The organism is Sphingopyxis sp. OAS728 (genome assembly GCF_014873485.1).
Taxonomy (GTDB): domain Bacteria; phylum Pseudomonadota; class Alphaproteobacteria; order Sphingomonadales; family Sphingomonadaceae; genus Sphingopyxis.
The window spans coordinates 4556954-4573445 of the sequence record NZ_JADBDT010000001.1; the positions used below are offsets into that span (position 1 = coordinate 4556954).

General features: G+C 66.0%; 18 protein-coding genes and 1 pseudogene. 15 read left to right on the forward strand and 4 right to left on the reverse strand.

All coding sequences use genetic code 11. The annotated features are described in order from the left end of the window. Positions 1 to 154: 154 nt before the first annotated feature. The 3 genes from GGC65_RS21615 to GGC65_RS21625 are packed head-to-tail and all read left to right on the forward strand — an operon-like array spanning position 155 to position 4323. The gene (locus GGC65_RS21615) at positions 155 to 1897 is read left to right on the forward strand and encodes a relaxase/mobilization nuclease domain-containing protein (RefSeq protein ID WP_192649036.1); all 1743 of its coding nucleotides are present in this window, start codon (positions 155 to 157) and stop codon (positions 1895 to 1897) included. 15 nt (positions 1898 to 1912) lie between these two features. Next, a complete protein-coding gene (locus GGC65_RS21620; RefSeq protein ID WP_192649037.1) occupies positions 1913 to 3886 on the forward strand; it encodes a conjugal transfer protein TraG in 1974 nt (657 codons plus the stop codon). Further along, positions 3883 to 4323, forward strand: a complete 441-nt coding sequence (locus tag GGC65_RS21625) for a ribbon-helix-helix protein, CopG family (protein ID WP_192649038.1) — start codon at positions 3883 to 3885, stop codon at positions 4321 to 4323. Before GGC65_RS21620 ends, GGC65_RS21625 begins: the two co-directional genes overlap by 4 nt. On the opposite strand, the gene GGC65_RS21630 is transcribed toward GGC65_RS21625, so the two are convergent. From GGC65_RS21630 to GGC65_RS21645, 4 genes are read right to left on the reverse strand one after another with little or no spacing between them, the layout of a single operon-like run. Further along, positions 4299 to 5324: a JAB domain-containing protein gene (locus GGC65_RS21630; RefSeq protein ID WP_192649039.1), complete on the reverse strand. Its 1026-nt coding sequence runs from the start codon at positions 5322 to 5324 to the stop codon at positions 4299 to 4301. The two genes, GGC65_RS21625 and GGC65_RS21630, sit on opposite strands and share 25 nt — an antisense overlap. Then, positions 5231 to 5704 (reverse strand): hypothetical protein, encoded by a 474-nt coding sequence (locus tag GGC65_RS21635; RefSeq protein WP_192649040.1) that lies wholly within the window; start codon positions 5702 to 5704, stop codon positions 5231 to 5233. The genes GGC65_RS21630 and GGC65_RS21635 overlap by 94 nt, the downstream gene beginning before the upstream one ends. A gap of 41 nt (positions 5705 to 5745) precedes the next feature. Beyond that, on the reverse strand, positions 5746 to 6075 hold the full coding sequence (locus GGC65_RS21640) for a hypothetical protein (RefSeq protein ID WP_192649041.1): 330 nt from the start codon (positions 6073 to 6075) through the stop codon (positions 5746 to 5748). A gap of 60 nt (positions 6076 to 6135) precedes the next feature. Next, the gene (locus GGC65_RS21645; RefSeq protein WP_192649042.1) at positions 6136 to 6654 is read right to left on the reverse strand and encodes a helix-turn-helix transcriptional regulator; all 519 of its coding nucleotides are present in this window, start codon (positions 6652 to 6654) and stop codon (positions 6136 to 6138) included. 267 nt (positions 6655 to 6921) lie between these two features. Here GGC65_RS21645 and trbB point away from each other — a divergent pair, with 267 nt between their 5' ends. The 12 genes and pseudogenes from trbB to GGC65_RS21705 all read left to right on the forward strand — a co-directional run bounded on the left by trbB (position 6922) and on the right by GGC65_RS21705 (position 16366). Then, a complete protein-coding gene (trbB, locus tag GGC65_RS21650) occupies positions 6922 to 7857 on the forward strand; it encodes a P-type conjugative transfer ATPase TrbB (protein ID WP_413052745.1) in 936 nt (311 codons plus the stop codon). Beyond that, on the forward strand, positions 7854 to 8186 hold the full coding sequence (locus GGC65_RS21655) for a TrbC/VirB2 family protein (RefSeq protein WP_192649044.1): 333 nt from the start codon (positions 7854 to 7856) through the stop codon (positions 8184 to 8186). The genes trbB and GGC65_RS21655 overlap by 4 nt, the downstream gene beginning before the upstream one ends. Beyond that, positions 8186 to 8455 (forward strand): VirB3 family type IV secretion system protein, encoded by a 270-nt coding sequence (locus GGC65_RS21660; RefSeq protein ID WP_192649045.1) that lies wholly within the window; start codon positions 8186 to 8188, stop codon positions 8453 to 8455. Before GGC65_RS21655 ends, GGC65_RS21660 begins: the two co-directional genes overlap by 1 nt. Beyond that, positions 8452 to 10893: a conjugal transfer protein TrbE gene (gene trbE, locus GGC65_RS21665; protein WP_192649046.1), complete on the forward strand. Its 2442-nt coding sequence runs from the start codon at positions 8452 to 8454 to the stop codon at positions 10891 to 10893. The genes GGC65_RS21660 and trbE overlap by 4 nt, the downstream gene beginning before the upstream one ends. Beyond that, positions 10890 to 11606: a P-type conjugative transfer protein TrbJ gene (trbJ, locus tag GGC65_RS21670; RefSeq protein WP_192649047.1), complete on the forward strand. Its 717-nt coding sequence runs from the start codon at positions 10890 to 10892 to the stop codon at positions 11604 to 11606. The genes trbE and trbJ overlap by 4 nt, the downstream gene beginning before the upstream one ends. A gap of 25 nt (positions 11607 to 11631) precedes the next feature. Beyond that, positions 11632 to 11859, forward strand: a complete 228-nt coding sequence (gene trbK-alt, locus GGC65_RS23790) for a putative entry exclusion protein TrbK-alt (RefSeq protein ID WP_192649048.1) — start codon at positions 11632 to 11634, stop codon at positions 11857 to 11859. Then, positions 11856 to 13147, forward strand: a pseudogene (gene trbL, locus GGC65_RS21680) (P-type conjugative transfer protein TrbL). The gene trbK-alt and the pseudogene trbL overlap by 4 nt, the downstream one beginning before the upstream one ends. Before the next feature lie 4 nt (positions 13148 to 13151). Further along, positions 13152 to 13835: a conjugal transfer protein TrbF gene (trbF, locus tag GGC65_RS21685; RefSeq protein ID WP_192649049.1), complete on the forward strand. Its 684-nt coding sequence runs from the start codon at positions 13152 to 13154 to the stop codon at positions 13833 to 13835. Then, a complete protein-coding gene (gene trbG, locus GGC65_RS21690) occupies positions 13832 to 14668 on the forward strand; it encodes a P-type conjugative transfer protein TrbG (protein WP_318780210.1) in 837 nt (278 codons plus the stop codon). The genes trbF and trbG overlap by 4 nt, the downstream gene beginning before the upstream one ends. Next, the gene (locus tag GGC65_RS21695; RefSeq protein ID WP_318780211.1) at positions 14665 to 15894 is read left to right on the forward strand and encodes a TrbI/VirB10 family protein; all 1230 of its coding nucleotides are present in this window, start codon (positions 14665 to 14667) and stop codon (positions 15892 to 15894) included. The genes trbG and GGC65_RS21695 overlap by 4 nt, the downstream gene beginning before the upstream one ends. After that, on the forward strand, positions 15891 to 16112 hold the full coding sequence (locus GGC65_RS21700; protein ID WP_192649051.1) for a DUF2274 domain-containing protein: 222 nt from the start codon (positions 15891 to 15893) through the stop codon (positions 16110 to 16112). Before GGC65_RS21695 ends, GGC65_RS21700 begins: the two co-directional genes overlap by 4 nt. A gap of 26 nt (positions 16113 to 16138) precedes the next feature. Beyond that, positions 16139 to 16366, forward strand: a complete 228-nt coding sequence (locus GGC65_RS21705; protein WP_192649052.1) for a helix-turn-helix domain-containing protein — start codon at positions 16139 to 16141, stop codon at positions 16364 to 16366. Positions 16367 to 16492: the final 126 nt, after the last annotated feature.

Consider the following 16492-nt stretch of genomic DNA (forward strand, 5'->3'; position numbering starts at 1 on the left):
GGTGGGAGCGAGGGCAAGATAAAAGACCTGCCAGCTCGCTGGCGGTATGTGGTTGGTTTCGCTGGGGTATTCCATATGGCACGCCTCTGCTGCGGCCAGTCCCCGCATATATTTTTTCTTCTGTTACAATGGCTTGCGCGCTGGCATTGGCGACATGATGGGCGACGACCAGGATTTCCGGATACGGCCCGGAAAGGGAAGGGATGCAGGCGCCGGCGCGGGGCAGCGGGGCAAGCGGCTCGCCGCGCAGGTGAAGCGCGCCGCCGCCCGTTCGGGATTTGCGCGCTCGCGGCCCGGCGGCGGGCGCCGCGGGAGCTCGGGGCGGCACGGCCGCGGCCGCCGGGCTCTCGCAGCGCTGCGTCATGGTCCGGCGCAGCGCCGCGTCACCGTGATGGTGCGGATCGTGCGGCACCGGGGCGCGGCGTTTCGCTCGGCGCCGCTCGGGCGGCACATCGCATACCTCGAGCGCGACGGCGTGACGCGCGACGGGCGTGATGCTTCGATGTTCGATGCGTCTCGCGATGACGCCGATCGCTCCGCTTTCGCCGAGCGCTGCGGCGACGACCGGCACCACTTCCGGTTGATCGTGAGCCCCGAGGATGCGGCCGAGCTCGGCGACCTCCGGCGTTTTACGCGTGACCTCGTGTTGCAGATGGAGCGCGATCTCGAAACGCCGCTCGACTGGATCGCGGTCGATCATTGGAACACCGACAATCCGCATGTCCACATCCTCGTGCGCGGCGTCGCGGCCGACGGCTCGGACCTGGTGATCGACCGCGATTATGTCGCCGAGGGCATCCGCGGGCGCGCTTCGGAAATCGCGACACTCGGGCTTGGCCCGCGCACCGAGCGTCAGATCGACAAGGCCCGTGCGCGCGAGGTCGATGCCGATCGCTGGACCGGGCTCGACGCCGAGCTGCTGGCGAGAGGGCGCGAGACCGGCGTCGTCAATCTGCGCCCCGAGCGCGGGGCCGCCGATGCCGATCGCCATTTGCGCGGCCGCGCCGCACGGCTCGAGGCGATGGGGCTCGCAGCGGCGCTATCGCCCGGGATCTACGTGATCGACCCCGACGCCGAGACTATGCTCCGCAGGATCGGCGAGCGCGGCGACATCATCAGGACGATGCACCGTGAAATGCGATCGCTGGGCCTGGCGTTCGATACGGCAGCGCTCTCAATTCATGAGGGGCAGGGCGAAGGCCCGCTCGTCGGTCGTCTCGTCGCGCGCGGCCTCGACGACGAGCTCGCGGGATCGGCCTTCGCGATCGTCGATGCCACCGACGGCCGAACGCATCATCTCCGCTTCGCCGACCTCGAATGGACAGGCGATGCGGCCAGCGGCGCGATCGTCGAATTGCGCCGCTGGGACGGGCGCGACGGCGAACAGCGGCTGTCGCTCGCCGTTCGTTCGGACCTTCCGCTGGCCGATCAGATTTCCGCGCGCGGAGCGACCTGGCTCGACCGGCAATTGCTCGCGCGGGATCCTGTTGCGGGCTCGGGCTTCGGTCTCGAACTTCACGCAGCGATGAAGGCGCGCGCTGAATTCCTCGAAGGCGAAGGCCTGGCGCGCCGGCAAGGGACACGGCTCCGGCTCGAGCCGGGACTGATCGAGACCCTGCGCCGCCGCGATCTCGAGGCCGCTGGCGAGGCCATCGCCCAACGCACGGGACTTGCGCGCCGGCCAGCGGGACCGGGCGAGCATATGGCCGGGATTTACCGTGAGCGCGTCTCGCTCGCTTCGGGCCGCTTCGCGATGATCGACGACGGGCTTGGTTTTCAGCTCGTGCCGTGGCGCCCCGCGCTCGACCGGCATCTCGGCAAACATATCGCGGGGACCATGAACGCGGCGGGCGGGATCGACTGGGCGCTCGGCCGCAGCCGCGGGATCGGCATCTGACACAAGGAGCAGGACATGAATGACCGGATTTTATGGGGGCAGATCGTCATAGTCCTCGCCGTCGCGACCGGGGCGGTCTGGGCGGCGACGCAGTGGACGGCGGGCGCGCTCGGCTTTCAGCCGGCACTCGGCGCGCCATGGTTTCGGGTAGACGGCTATCCGGTCTATCCGCCGCCCGCCTTCTTCTGGTGGTGGTTCGCCTACGATGCCTATGCGCCGCCGATCTTTTACAAAGGCGCGGCGATCGCCGCGTCTGGCGGATTTCTTTCGATCATCACCGCCATCGCCATGTCGGTATGGCGCGCCCGCGAGCGGCGGCGCGCCGAGACCTATGGGTCGGCGCGCTGGGCAGGCGAACGCGAGATCCGCAAGGCCGGCATGCTGGGCAAGGATGGCGTGATCCTCGGCCGCTTCGCTAGGCAATATCTACGCCACGATGGTGCCGAGCATATCCTCTGCTTCGCGCCGACGCGCTCGGGGAAGGGCGTCGGGCTCGTCGTCCCGACGCTGCTGAGCTGGCCGGGAAGCTGTATCGTCCATGACATCAAGGGCGAAAACTGGCAGCTCACCGCCGGCTTTCGCGCGCGCCACGGGCGCGTCCTGCTTTTCGATCCGACCAATGCCGGATCCGCCGCCTATAATCCGCTGCTCGAGGTACGGAGGGGCGAGCGGGAAGTGCGCGACGTGCAGAATGTTGCCGACGTGCTCGTCGATCCCGAGGGGAGCCTCGAGAAGCGCAATCACTGGGAGAAAACGAGCCACGCTCTGCTCGTCGGTGCCATCCTCCATGTGCTCTACGCCGAGGAGGACAAGACACTGGCGGGTGTGGCCGCCTTCCTATCCGATCCGCGCCGACCGATCGAGGCGACGCTGCACCGGATGAAAAAGGCGCGGCATCTCGGCGACCGCGTCCATCCCGTCGTGGCTGCCTCGGCGCAGGAGCTTTTGAACAAGAGCGAGAATGAGCGCTCGGGTGTGCTTTCGACCGCCATGTCGTTCCTCGGCCTCTACCGCGATCCGGTCATTGCCAAAGTGACGGGCAGATCACAGTGGCGGATCGCCGACCTGATGGAGGGGGATACACCGGTATCGCTCTACCTCGTCGTTCCGCCGGGCGACATCAGCCGCACCAAGCCGCTCATGCGCCTGATCCTCAACCAGATCGGGCGTCGGCTCACCGAAGAGCTCAATCCCGCCGCCCGGCCGCAGCGGCTTCTTCTCATGCTCGACGAGTTTCCGGCGCTCGGACGCCTCGACTTCTTCGAAAGCGCGCTCGCTTTCATGGCGGGCTACGGCATCAAGGCCTTCCTGATCGCGCAATCGCTGAACCAGATCGAGAAGGCCTACGGAATGAACAATGCCATCCTCGATAATTGCCATGTCCGGGTCAGTTTCGCGACAAATGACGAGCGAACGGCGAAGCGGATTTCGGATGCGCTCGGCACGGCCACCGAGCAGCGCGCGATGAAGAATTACGCAGGGCACCGGCTTTCACCCTGGCTAGGCCACCTGATGGTATCGCGCACCGAGACCGCGCGTCCGCTGCTTACGCCCGGCGAGGTGATGCAGCTTCCGCCAAGCGACGAGCTTGTCATGGTTTCGGGTTTGCCGCCGATCCGCGCTGAGAAGGCACGCTATTTCGCCGACGCGTGCTTTGCCCGCCGAATATTGCCGCCTCCGGTGACCGCGGCCGTGCACGTCGATCGCGCCGACGACTGGACGAAACGGGTGCTGCCCGAAGCCGGCCCCGAGCCCGTCGAGGAGGAGGATCTTGACGAGGACGGCGCGAACGGCGGCATAAGGCAGGAGCCGGAGCTTCCGCTGCACGAGGACATCGCGCCGCCCGCGCTAGTTTTCACCAGCGAGTTCGATTTCAGCGATGATGGCGCGCAGGCGGACGCCGCCCGGCTTCGCTCCGCAGCCGACCGGCGCCTCGCGCGTAACGCGCGGGCGGCGTCACTCGACCCCGATGACGGGATCGAGCTGTGAGACGGGGACACATCAAACAGACCTTCAGGCTTGATGCCGAACTTGTTCGCCTCGTCGCCGAGCGGGCGCAGCAGCGGCGCCTGACGCGGACCGAGATAGTCGAAGCGGCGCTCGCGTCGCTCCTGACCCCCGATCATGAGGAACGCATGGAGGCGATGGTCACGCGGCGGCTCGACCGGATGTCGCGCCAGCTCGACCGGATCGAGTGGCATGGCGAATTGGTGAGCGAGACATTGGCGCTTCTCGTTCGCCATTGGCTCACCAACACGCCGCCCTTGCCCGAGGCGGCGCTGCCAGCGGCACAGTCGGTCGGGAAGCGAAGATGGGAAGCCTTTGTCGCCGCGCTGGCGCGGCGCATGAACGCCGGCCCCAAACTGGCTGCCGAACTATCGCGGGATTTGTCGGGCGACCTTCAATCGGAACCCTCAGCAAAATAGGCGCGGAGGCGATGGCTTGTAGCCGCCTCCAGCCTGATGATGCTGCGGCGCCCATCGAAGGGATCCGGTACACGGCGAACGAGGCCGGCGTCGCAGAGCTTCTGGGCAAGGCGGAGCGCGCTGCTGAGCGGCATGCTCGGCGTGATGCTGAGCGAGCTGATCGACAGCTCCTTGCCCTCGCATTCATGGATGAAAAGATCGATCAGCATCTCCCATGCCGGGTCGCCGAACAGCTCGGGAGACCCGAGCAATTGCTCGCGCAGCAGGCGGCGATGAAGCGCCGTCCGTGCATTTCCGAGGGCGACGGCGAGATCGCTTGCGGGTGGTGCAGGGGCCCGCAAGGTGAAAGCGGCTGACGCGGCCGTCGGTCCGGAGTGGCGTTCGTCGCGGACGATGTGATGGGTGTGGCTGGACGTCACGATGATGTGATCGATGATCGCGACATCGAGCGAGCGCCCGATCTGGTCCAGCCGTCTTGTCGTCTCGACGTCATCCGCGCTCGGTGCGGGATCGCCGCTCGGATGATTGTGGACGAGGATGAGGCCCGCCGCATTATGCTCGAGGGCGCGGCGGAATATCGTCCGCGGATAGAGAGCCAGTTGCCTTAGCGATCCCTGCTGCAACATTTCGTCGGCGATTAGCCGGCCTGAGGCGTCGAGGAAGAATATCCGAAGCATTTCGTCCGGCAGCGATCCCATCGAGGCGATGAGGTAACTGCGGATCTCCGGGCAGAACGTATCGATCACGGCGCCCCGCATGTGGCTCCCCATCGTCGCCAGCGCGGCGTCGCGCGCGACAAGGATGAGTGCGATTATCGCGGAATCGGGGCCGAGAATTCGGCTCAAGGCTTCCGGGGTTTCGGACCATATCCGCCCGATCGTCTGGAATTCTTCGAGTAGCAGCCCGGCTAGCCGCTCGCCGTCATCGGGTGCGATGGCGGAGATGAGCCGCGCCAGGATCGATCGCTGCCGTGCCGCATCAGCCGCTGCCGATGATGCCATGTGCCAGCGATGAGCAGCGGAGGAAGACACCATGACGAGGCCACCTGCATCGTGAGATAGACTGCCGGGTGCATCGACATGTCCACCACCCGGCTGAAATGGGCGAGCAACGGCAGCGTATGGAGCACCGCCGCCATCATCGGCCAGAAGCGATACGCCGTCATCGCCAGGGTGATCGTCGCCAGCGACCCGAACAGGTCGAGCGCCAGATAACCGATGTCGAGCGAGCTGTAGACAAAGGTCCCCGACGTCACCAGCAACCGATCCCAGGCGACGATGGTGACCGCAATCGCTGCCATCGCACGCTCCGGTCCGCCGCCGCGCCAGAGCGCGTAGGCAAGAGCGATCAGCAGGAAGGCGGCGAAGAGGGCAGTGCGCATGCACGCCACTATCCATGCCCATCGCTCCCGGTCAATTCGCCTCAGGCCGCCGCTGCCGCACCGACCGCATTGGGGGCGCCCACCTCGGGGCACTCGCGAAGGTCATAGCCCGCCGTTTCCCGCCCGATCTCGACGAGCTCGCCGTGGGCGCGGAGGATCTGGCCGCTCACTTTGACAAGCGAGGCCTGCGCCTCCACGAGCCGGGCGATCGTACCGTGCCCGGTCTTGGCAGGCACGCCAGTCTCGCGGCGCGCGGTTACGACGCTTGTCGTCAGCGACAAGAGCGCGATCAGCGCATCGTCGATGCTCGTCTCGGCGTTCGGCACATCGCGCTGCAGGCGTGCCGCCATTGCGGAAATATTCTGAGGCATGACTTCTCCTTCGCCGAAACCTGAAAGGCTTCAGCCAATTGTGACGGTAGAAATGAGAGGTCAGCCGGAGATCAGCTGATTGAGCGCTTGCGCAATCCCGAGCCCGGCGAGAAGTACAAGGAGCGTGACAACGAGCATCGCCGTCATGATCCAGACCCGCGCCGGAGAATTATGGTCGCGCCTCCATAGACCCCTGAACGAAAAGCGGTTGCTCGAGGGCCGACCCAGATCCGCGGCCTTGTCGTGCAAGTCCATCAGATTGGGCGGGCTTCCGTTCGGGAACTTGGATCGCACCAAAGCCGGGCGGCGGGGAACCTCCACCGCGTCGTATGTCACCCGGTCGTATATCTGCTTGAGCTGGCGGTAGATGAACGCGGTCTCGTTTCGGTCCTGGGCGCCGAGGGAATCGCGCGCGGCGTTCAGGCGTTGGTCGACGGTATGCTTCGAAATGTCGAGCAGCCGCGCAATCTCCTTCGAGGTTCTATGATCGATGAGCAGGTCGAGGCACGCGCGCTGCTTCTCGGTCAGGCGGTTCCAGCGATCTTCGTCATGGCGTGGGTGCGACCCCGAATCGTTCATGGGTCCCACTCTTGTCACAAAGGCGGCGAGCGCAAGCATCAACGCGGTAACACACGGTGATTCCGTTCCGAATTGAACAGGTCGCCTTTCGTTTCGCCGGTTATTCTTTCCTGTTGTTGGACGCGCGTAAATCGCTGTTGAAGCGCGGAGGTTTCTGCGTCTCTTAATCGACCCCGTCGAGCCGGGCGCTGTTGCCCGGCCCATGAACCGGGATCTTCAATGGGCACAGAATCGATCCGGACGGAACCGCAGGCGCGCGGCGCACGCATGCTCCGGACTGCCCTTGGCGGTGCCATCTCGGAATGGCTGGCCGACCCGGCGATCATCGAGATCATGCTCAATCCCGACGGTCGTCTGTGGATCGATCGGCTGGGAGTAGGGATCACCGATAGCGGCATTCTTCTTGCCGCGGCGGACGGCGAGCGCATTATTCGGCTGGTCGCGCATCATGTCGGCGCGGAGGTCCATGGCGGTGCGCCGCGCGTCTCGGCCGAACTGCCGGATGGCGGCGAGCGCTTCGAGGGACTCCTCCCGCCCGTCGTGGTGGCACCGACGTTCGCGATCCGCAAACCCGCCGTCGCGGTCTTCACGCTCGGCGATTATGTCGCATCGGGCATCATCGAGATGAGCGCTGCCGAAGCCTTGCGGCGCGGGGTCGCCGCGCGGCGGAACATCCTGGTCGCGGGCGGCACCGGAACAGGAAAAACGACGCTCGCCAACGCATTGCTTGCCGAAGTTGCGAAGACGTCAGATCGCATCGTCCTCATCGAGGACACCCGCGAGCTTCAATGTACGGCGCCTAACCTCGTCTCTATGCGCACGAAGGACGGCGTGGCTTCGCTCTCGGACCTCCTCCGCGCGTCGCTTCGCCTTCGTCCCGATCGGATCCCGATCGGCGAGGTCCGGGGCGCCGAGGCCCTCGACCTCCTGAAGGCGTGGGGCACAGGCCATCCGGGAGGGATCGGCACGATCCACGCCGGAAGCGCGCTCGGTGCGCTGCGCCGTATGGAGCAGCTCATTCAGGAGGCGGTGATCACAGTGCCTCGCTCGCTCCTTGCCGAGACTATCGATCTGGTGGCCGTGCTGGTCCGCGACGGCGCCGGGCGCCGTCTTTCCGAACTCGCCCGCGTCGAAGGACTCGACCCGGTGACCGGCGATTACCGCCTCACGCCGCTCATCACCCCTGAAGGAGACATAAGATGATCAAAGCTTTTCGCCGCGGTGCGTGCCGTGCCGCTCTGTCCGCCACCGCGCTCGCCGTTTCCCTGTTTGTTGCGGCTCCTGCTTGGGCCGGCGGCTCGTCGATGCCGTGGGAAGCTCCGCTCCAGTCGATCCTCGAGAGCATCGAGGGGCCGGTGGCCAAGATCGTTGCGGTGATCATCATCATCGTGACCGGGCTCAGCCTCGCGTTTGGCGACACGTCGGGCGGCTTCCGCCGGCTCGTCCAGATCGTGTTTGGCCTGTCGATCGCCTTCGCGGCGTCGAGCTTCTTCCTGTCCTTCTTCTCCTTCGGCGGCGGGGCGCTGGTCTGATGGCAGCCGAGGCGGAGATCTCCGGCTTCTTCGCGCCCGTCCACCGCGCGCTTGCAGAACCGATCCTGCTCGGCGGCGCGCCGCGCAGCCTCGCGATCGTCAACGGCACGCTCGCCGGCGCGATTGGCCTCGGCCTCCGCCTCTGGATCGCCGGAATCGCGATCTGGGCCATCGGTCACGCGCTGTCGGTGTGGGCGGCGCGGCGCGATCCGCACTTCGTTGACGTCGCCCGGCGTCACCTCAAATATCCTGTCTGGATGCGGCCATGATGAATCTCGCCGAATACCGCTCGAAATCCGCCTGTCTCGCCGACTTCATTCCCTGGGTCGCGCTCGTGGGCGAGGGCGTGGTGCTGAACAAGGACGGGTCGTATCAGCGCAGCGCACGCTTCCGCGGTCCCGATCTCGAAAGCGCGACGCCCGCCGAACTCGTCGCAGTAACGTCGCGGCTAAACAATGCGCTCCGCCGCCTCGGCTCGGGCTGGGCGGTGTTCGTCGAAGCGCAGCGTGTTCCGTCGAACGCCTATCCGCAGTCCGAATTTCCCGATCCGGCATCGGCGCTGGTCGACATGGAACGCCGCGAGCAATTCCGGGAGGAGGGCACGCATTACGAGAGCGGCTATTTCCTTACCCTCCTGTGGATGCCGCCGGCTGAGGACGCTTCGCGCGCCGAGGCGTGGCTCTATGAGGGCATGGAGCGGAGCAGCGTCGATCCGAGGGAATATCTGAAAAGCTTCATCGATCGCACCAACCGTATTCTCCACCTCGTCGAAGGCTTCATGCCCGAGGCCGGATGGCTCGACGATGGCGAGACGCTGACCTTTTTGCACAGCACGGTATCGACCAAGCGGCAACGCGTTCGCATTCCCGAGACACCCGTCTATCTCGACGCGCTCCTTACCGACCAGCCGCTCACCGGCGGTCTCGAGCCGCGGCTGGGCGGATCGCATTTGCGCACCCTCACGATCACCGGCTTTCCGACCGCGACCTGGCCGGGGCTGCTCGATGAACTCAATCGTCTGGCCTTCGACTATCGCTGGTCCACCCGCGCGATCATGCTCGACAAGACCGACGCTGCCAAGCTGCTGACGAAGATCCGGCGGCAATGGTTCGCCAAGCGCAAGTCGATCGCGGCGATCCTCAGGGAGGTAATGACCAACGAGCAATCGGTGCTCCTGGACAGCGACGCGTCGAACAAGGCCGCCGACGCCGACATGGCATTGCAGGAACTCGGCGCCGATCATTCGGGCATCGCCTATGTGACCGCGACGGTCACCGTCTGGGACGCGGACCCTGCTCTCGCGGCGGAGAAGCTGCGGCTGGTCGAGAAGGTCATCCAGAGCCGCGACTTCACCTGCACGATCGAGGGCATGAACGCCATCGAGGCCTGGCTCGGAAGCCTCCCCGGCCATGTTTACGCCAATGTCCGTCAGCCTCCCATTTCCACGCTCAATCTCGCCCACCTGATTCCCCTCTCAGCTGTATGGGCGGGGGCGGAACGGGACGAGCATTTCGGTGACGCCCCCTTGCTTTACGGCAAGACCGAAGGCTCGACCCCGTTCCGCCTTTCGCTTCACGTCGGCGACGTCGGCCACTGCCTCGTCGTCGGCCCGACCGGCGCCGGCAAGTCGGTGCTGCTCGCCACGATGGCAATGCAGTTTCGCCGTTACGTCGGCGCACAGCTCTTTGCGTTCGACTTCGGGGGCTCGATCCGCGCGGCGGCGCTCGCGATGGGCGGCGATTGGCAGGATCTCGGAGGCGCGCTCCACGCGGGAGACGGCGGTGTCGCCCTGCAGCCGCTGGCCCGTATCGACGAGGCGGCCGAACGCAGCTGGGCTGCCGAATGGCTCGCAACTCTCCTCGCAAGCGAGGGCGTCGCGGTCGATCCCGCGGCGAAGGAGCATCTATGGTCGGCGCTCACCTCGCTCGCGACGGCTCCGGTTCCGGAGCGGACGATCACCGGTCTCGCGGTCCTCCTCCAGTCGCAGCCGCTCAAGCTGGCGCTCGCGCCCTATTGCATCGGCGGCCCATGGGGACGGCTCCTCGATGCCGACGAGGAACGGCTCGGCGCGACCCGCGTGCAGATATTCGAGACCGAAGGGCTGGTCGGCGCGGCGTCGGCTAGCGCTGTCCTCTCCTATCTCTTCCACCGTCTCGCCGGGCGGCTCGACGGCTCGCCGACGTTCATCATCATCGACGAAGGCTGGCTCGTCCTCGACAGCCCGGCCTTTGCAGCGCAACTGCGCGAATGGCTGAAGACGCTTCGCAAGAAGAATGCGAGCGTCGTGTTCGCAACGCAGAGCCTCGCCGACATCGAGACGTCGAGCATCGCGCCCGCCATCATCGAGAGCTGCCCGACACGCATATTCCTGCCGAACGAACGTGCCGCCGAGCCGCAGATTGCGCGCATCTACGAACGCTTCGGGCTCAATGACCGGCAGATCGAGATTTTGAGCCGGGCGACCCCCAAGCGCGACTATTATTGCCAGTCGCGGCGCGGCAACCGCCTGTTCGACCTCGGACTTGGCGAAGTCGCGCTGGCCTTCACGGCCGCCTCCTCGAAAATCGACCAGACGCGCATCGGCGAGATTTTCGCCGAACACGGCCCGGACGGCTTTGCTGCCGCCTGGCTCTCTCACCGCAAGCTCGAATGGGCGGCCGAGCTGCTCCCCGCCATTGCCGTCTCTACTGAGGAGTCTCCCCGATGAAGAAGAAACTTGTCCGCACGATGGTCGCCGCAGCACTCGCTGCGCTCACGGCGGCGGGCTCCATGCTGGCGATGCCGGCGCAGGGTCAGGTCGGCGGTATCGTCCACGACCCGCGCAACTATTCGCAAAATATCCTGACCGCGGCGCGCACGCTCGAGCAGATCAACAACCAGATCAAGCAGCTCCAGAACCAGGCGACCTCGCTGCTCAACGAGGCCCGCAATCTCCAGAGCCTGCCGGTTTCGACGCTCGGCGAGCTGCAGGCACAGGTCGACCAGACACGCCGGCTGCTCGGCGAAGCCGAGGGTATCGCATTCGATGTGACCGATATCCGGAAGGGCTTCGAGCAGCGCTACAAGGGCGGTGCGCTGACCGGCTCGGCCGCCGATATGGTCGCCAATGCAGAGGCGCGCTGGAAGGACAGCGTCGGCGCATTCGAAGACGCGATGAAAGTGCAGGCCGGCATAGTCTCGAACATGGGCGGAACGCGTACGTCGATTTCTGCGATCGTCGGGGCGAGCCAGTCGGCCACCGGGGCGCTGCAGGCTGCGCAAGCGGGTAACCAGCTACTCGCGATCCAGTCGCAGCAAATAACCGACCTCGCGGCCGTCATGAGCGCGCAGGGCCGAGCGCAAATGCTCGCCGCTGCTCGCGCCGCTGCCGCCGAGGCGGAAGGACGCGAACGCTTTCGCCGTTTCCGAAAGGGTAATTGAGATGGGCCGGGCGGGCGGACTGGTGATGGGAGCAATCGTTCTGGGGCTTGCGCTAGCCCTTGCTCTCGTCGCTGCGCTTGATCCGCCCGCGCCCGGTGCGTCCGCTCCCCGGATCTCCGGAGCGGACGCGCCACCTGAATATGCCGGCACACTTCGCCGCTGCCGCACCGTCACTGCAGCCGACGCCGAATGCACGGCGGCGTGGGAGGCGAAGCGGCGCCACTTCTTCGGTTCCAGAAAGAGCGACCAATGAACGACACAGGCGTCATCGACAATTTCCTGTCGGTCTTCTCGACCTACATCGACAGCGGCTTTGGGCTAGTCGGCGGCGAGGTCGGTTTCCTGTCGTCGACGCTCATCGTCATCGACGTGACGATCGCGGCGCTTTTCTGGGCGTGGGGCACGGACGAAGATGTGCTGCAACGGCTCGTCAAAAAGACACTCTACATCGGTGTGTTTGCGTTCATCATCGGTAATTTTCAGACGCTTGCGACCATTCTTTTGGAAAGCTTCGCAGGTCTTGGGCTGAAGCGAGCGGCGGGGCGATGGCGATCGGGGATTTCATGCGCCCCGGCATGGTCGCCGCGACGGGCCTCGACGCCGCGGAGCCGCTGCTCGACGCGACGGCCGATCTTGTGGGCCCCGTCGGGCTGTTCACCAACTTTGTTCAGATCATGATCCTGCTGATCGCCTGGGTGATCGTGGTCATCGCCTTCTTCATCCTCGCGGTACAGATCTTCGTCACGATCTTGGAGTTCAAACTCGTGACGCTCGCGGGCTTTGTCCTGCTGCCTTTCGCCTTCTTCGCTCGGACCGCCTTCATGGCCGAGCGGGTGCTCGGGCATGTCATCTCATCAGGGATCAAGCTGCTCGTGCTTGCGGTGATCACCGGCATCGGCGCGACGCTGTTTCAGCGCTTCATGGACGCGGGTCTCGGGACCGATCCGGATATTCGCGAGGTCATGGCCATTGCGCTCGGGGCGTTGACGCTTCTCGGGCTTGGTATTTTCGGACCGAGCGTCGCGAACGGCATTGTCGCCGGCGGACCGCAACTCGGCGCCGGCGCGGCGGCGGGCACCACCCTTGCGGCGGGCGCAACGCTCGCCGCCGGTGCGGCGGGCGCAACGCTCGCAGCTGGCGCTGCGAGCAGCGCGCTGGGCCGAACTGCGCTCGGTGCCTCGCGCACGGCCGGCGGTGCAACGGCCTCCTATGCCCGCGGCGCGGCCGGAAAGAGCGGGATGCGGGCTTTCGGTGCCGGTCTTGCCAATGTGGCGCGCGGCGCCGCGAGCGGTGCGGCATCACCGCTGCGGCGCGCCGCAGCGAAGCTTGGCCAAAGCTTTTCGGAAGGACAGGGGAGGGCTCTTGCCTCCGCCCCTGCTGCCGCCGCGCAAGGCACGGCGCCCGGCGGCTCCCCGGCCTGGGCCGCGGCGATGAAGCGCCGACAGGCCATGACTTCCGGCGCGACCATTGCCTCGCAGACCCTCAAGTCCGGCGACAGTCACGGTGCCGGCTCCGCTCCCGATATCAGCGAGAAGGAATGATCCGATGTTTCGACGACCGAGCAAACATTATGGCAAGCCAGCCGAACCGGTGACGCCGTACCAACGCGCCGCCCAGGTGTGGGACGACCGCATCGGCGGGGCGCGTGTTCAGGCCAAAAACTGGCGGCTCGCCTTCTTCGGCTGCCTCCTATTATCGGGCGGCCTTGCCTCGGCGGTGGTCTGGCAAGCCTCGCGCGGCACGATCACGCCATGGGTCGTCGAGGTCGACAAGCTCGGCGAGGCGCGGTCGGTTTCGCCGGCCAGTGGCGACTTCGAGCCGACCGATCCGCAGATCGCCTTCCATCTCGCGCGCTTTATCGAGCATGTCCGCTCGATCCCCGCCGATCCCGTCGTGCTTCGGCGAGACTGGCTCAGCGCCTATGACTTCACGACCACGAGCGGCGCGCAGGCGCTCAATGATTATGCGCGAACGAACGATCCCTTCGCGGAGATCGGCAAGCGCCAGGTCGCGGTCGACGTGTCGAGCGTCGTCCGCGCCTCGAAGGACAGCTTTCGCATCGCCTGGGCCGAGCGCCGCTATCAGGATGGCAGCCTCCTCGAAACCTCGCGATGGTCGGCGATCGTGACCGTCGCGATCCAGCCGCCGCGCACGCCCGAAGCCTTGCGCGCCAACCCGCTGGGCGTTCGGATTTCCGCTCTAAATTGGTCGAAGGAGCTCAGCCAGTGAACCGTTTTCCTTTTCTGCTGGGCGCCCTCGCGCTTGGTCTTCCCGCGCACGCCGCGCCCGGCGATCCCAAGGTCCAGGTCGGCCGCGCCAATGATGCCGCGCGCGTCCAGCCGGAACGCGCGACCTTCCTGAATGCGATCCAGAAATATGCATGGGCGGACGGTGCACTTTTCCAGATCTACACGGCGCCCGGGCAGGTGACCGATATCGCGCTGCAGGAAGGCGAGGAACTGGTCGGACCGGGCCCGGTCGCCGCGGGCGACACGGTGCGCTGGATCATCGGCGACACGCTGAGCGGGACCGGCGCGTCGCGGCGCGTCCATATTTTAGTGAAACCAACGCGGCCCGACCTCGTGACGAACCTCGTTATCAACATCAGCCGTCGGACCTATCACCTCGAGCTGCGGGCGACGCCTGCTACCTATATGGCGGGCGTATCCTGGTCCTATCCGCAGGACGAACTCATCGCGCTCCGCGCCGCCGAGGCCGACCGTGCGAGGACCGCGCCAGTGGCGAGCGGCATCGACTTTGCCGCGCTCAATTTTGCTTACCGGGTCTCCGGCGACAAGGTCGCGTGGCGTCCGCAGCGGGTGTTCGACGACGGCCGGCAGATCTTCGTCGAATTCGGTGTCGGGGTCGCCACCGGCGAAATGCCGCCGCTTTTCATCCTCGGCGAAAAAGGTGTCGCGGAACTGGTGAACTACCGCGTCCACGGCCGCTTCATGATCGTCGATCGGCTCTTCGAGCGCGGCGAGCTTCGCCTCGGAAACGGAGGCGGCGCGAAATCGGTCCGCATCGAGCGCGATACGCCGCAGCGCCGGAGCAGCAAGTGAGCGCGCCCGACCGAGAGGCCGAAGAAGCGGGCCCGGAGGTGAAACTGGCGCCCGCGCCGGCCGCGCCGGTCGGCTCCGACGGCTTTCGTCTTCAAGGCGAGCTGCCGCGGGTCATGCGCTTGTCGCGCAAGACGCTGGCTTTTGCGGGCGGGGCGGCAGGCCTTGCGATCGGCGGCGCGCTGCTATGGGCGCTGCGAACACCGGATCCCAAAACTGCGCAGGAACACTACGAAGTCGCGAACCCGAACAAGTCCGAGACGATAACCGGCGGGCCCGCAGATTATAGCGCCGTCCCGAAACTCGGACCGCCGCTGCCGGGCGATCTCGGGCGACCGATCATATCCGCCCGGAATGCACGCGAAGCGGTCCCGGTCCCCGGCATGGCGCAGGCCCCCGTCGATCCCCGGATCGCGGCGGCAGAACAGGCGCGGCAGCGAGCGCATCAGCAACGCGATGCCGCGCAGGCGAGCCGGCTGTTCCTCGGGGGCGACGCGGGCACATTGCTTCACGAAGCGGCTAGCCGGATGACTGCCGCTCCGGCGCCGGACGTGGCAGTCGCCGAGAAGACGACCGCGATTTCGGCGAGGGGCCAATATCTTGCCGGGGGCAACCGCGCACCCATCGAGAGCAGCGAGCAGATCGTGGGGCCACGCTCGCCCTATGTGCTCCAGGCAGGCGCAGTCATTCCCGCGGCGCTGATCACCGGAATCCGATCGGATCTGCCCGGACAGATCAGCGCGCAGGTGACCCAGAATGTCTTCGACAGTCCCACGGGCCGCGTTTTGCTTGTTCCGCAGGGCAGCCGATTGGTCGGCGATTATGATAGCGAGGTCATCGCAGGTCAGAGCCGCGTCCTTCTGGCGTGGGAAAGGCTTATCCTTCCGGGTGGTCGCTCGATCCGGCTCGACCGGCAACCGGGCGCCGATGCCTCGGGAATGGCCGGGCTCGAAGACAAGGTCGACAACCACTGGGGGCGCATGCTTCGTGCCGCCTTGATTTCGTCGCTGCTTGGCGTCGGCACCGAATTCGCGTCGAGCGGTGACAGCGAGCTCGTTCGGGCGCTGCGCTCGGGCGCGCAGGACGGAACGAATGAAGCCGGGCGGCGCGTCGTCGAACGCGAGCTTTCGGTTGCGCCAACACTCACCATTCGTCCCGGCTTTGCATTCCGGGTGATCGTAACGCGAGATCTTGTGCTCGAGCCGATCGACAGCGGGGCCAGGCAGTGACGAAGCTTCGTCTTGGACCGCTCGCCGAAGAGAAACCGGTGAAACTCACGGTGGAGTTCCCCGGAGCTCTGCTGCGCGATCTCGCCGCCTATGCCGCGATACATGCGAAGCTGAACGGCCTTGCCGCCGCGCTGCCGCCCGAACGATTGATCCCCGCGATGGTCGAGCGGTTCATGGCAACCGACCGCGGGTTCGCCAGTGCGCGCAAGAGCCGGTGAAAAGGCGGGGGCAATTGGAGAGAAACATGGCGAACGGCTTTACCCAAGCGCACATGAGGCCCATCACGGTACGGATCCCCGATGTGATCGCCATGACCGGGCTGTGCCGTTCGACGGTCTACATACTGATCGCGAGCGGTGAAATTGAAGCCGCCAAGGTTGGCCGCTCGACCGTCGTGTTTCTCGACAGCGTGGAGCGGTTGCTCGACGCGAACCGCAAGATCCCCAAAGCGATCGGACCGGATCGAAAATGAGCCCGATGATGAGAGCGCGATCCCGGCTTCTGCGCATTCAGATTGATCTATGTTAATTCGCGTCACGCTCTAAGAGCTTAGCGCTTGACCGGCGCCATTTTGGCTGCTTGCACTGTCGTGCGCCGC

Coding starts and splice junctions, on each gene's coding strand:
- GGC65_RS21620 (WP_192649037.1), top strand. CDS start 1,913: ATGAATGACCGGATTTTATGGGGGCAGATCGTCATAGTCCTCGCCGTC.
- GGC65_RS21630 (WP_192649039.1), bottom strand. CDS start 5,324: ATGGCATCATCGGCAGCGGCTGATGCGGCACGGCAGCGATCGATCCTG.
- trbE (WP_192649046.1), top strand. CDS start 8,452: ATGATGAATCTCGCCGAATACCGCTCGAAATCCGCCTGTCTCGCCGAC.
- GGC65_RS21705 (WP_192649052.1), top strand. CDS start 16,139: ATGGCGAACGGCTTTACCCAAGCGCACATGAGGCCCATCACGGTACGG.
- GGC65_RS21655 (WP_192649044.1), top strand. CDS start 7,854: ATGATCAAAGCTTTTCGCCGCGGTGCGTGCCGTGCCGCTCTGTCCGCC.
- GGC65_RS21660 (WP_192649045.1), top strand. CDS start 8,186: ATGGCAGCCGAGGCGGAGATCTCCGGCTTCTTCGCGCCCGTCCACCGC.
- trbJ (WP_192649047.1), top strand. CDS start 10,890: ATGAAGAAGAAACTTGTCCGCACGATGGTCGCCGCAGCACTCGCTGCG.
- GGC65_RS21645 (WP_192649042.1), bottom strand. CDS start 6,654: ATGAACGATTCGGGGTCGCACCCACGCCATGACGAAGATCGCTGGAAC.
- trbK-alt (WP_192649048.1), top strand. CDS start 11,632: ATGGGAGCAATCGTTCTGGGGCTTGCGCTAGCCCTTGCTCTCGTCGCT.
- GGC65_RS21635 (WP_192649040.1), bottom strand. CDS start 5,704: ATGCGCACTGCCCTCTTCGCCGCCTTCCTGCTGATCGCTCTTGCCTAC.
- GGC65_RS21615 (WP_192649036.1), top strand. CDS start 155: ATGATGGGCGACGACCAGGATTTCCGGATACGGCCCGGAAAGGGAAGG.
- GGC65_RS21640 (WP_192649041.1), bottom strand. CDS start 6,075: ATGCCTCAGAATATTTCCGCAATGGCGGCACGCCTGCAGCGCGATGTG.
- trbB (WP_413052745.1), top strand. CDS start 6,922: ATGCTCCGGACTGCCCTTGGCGGTGCCATCTCGGAATGGCTGGCCGAC.
- trbF (WP_192649049.1), top strand. CDS start 13,152: ATGTTTCGACGACCGAGCAAACATTATGGCAAGCCAGCCGAACCGGTG.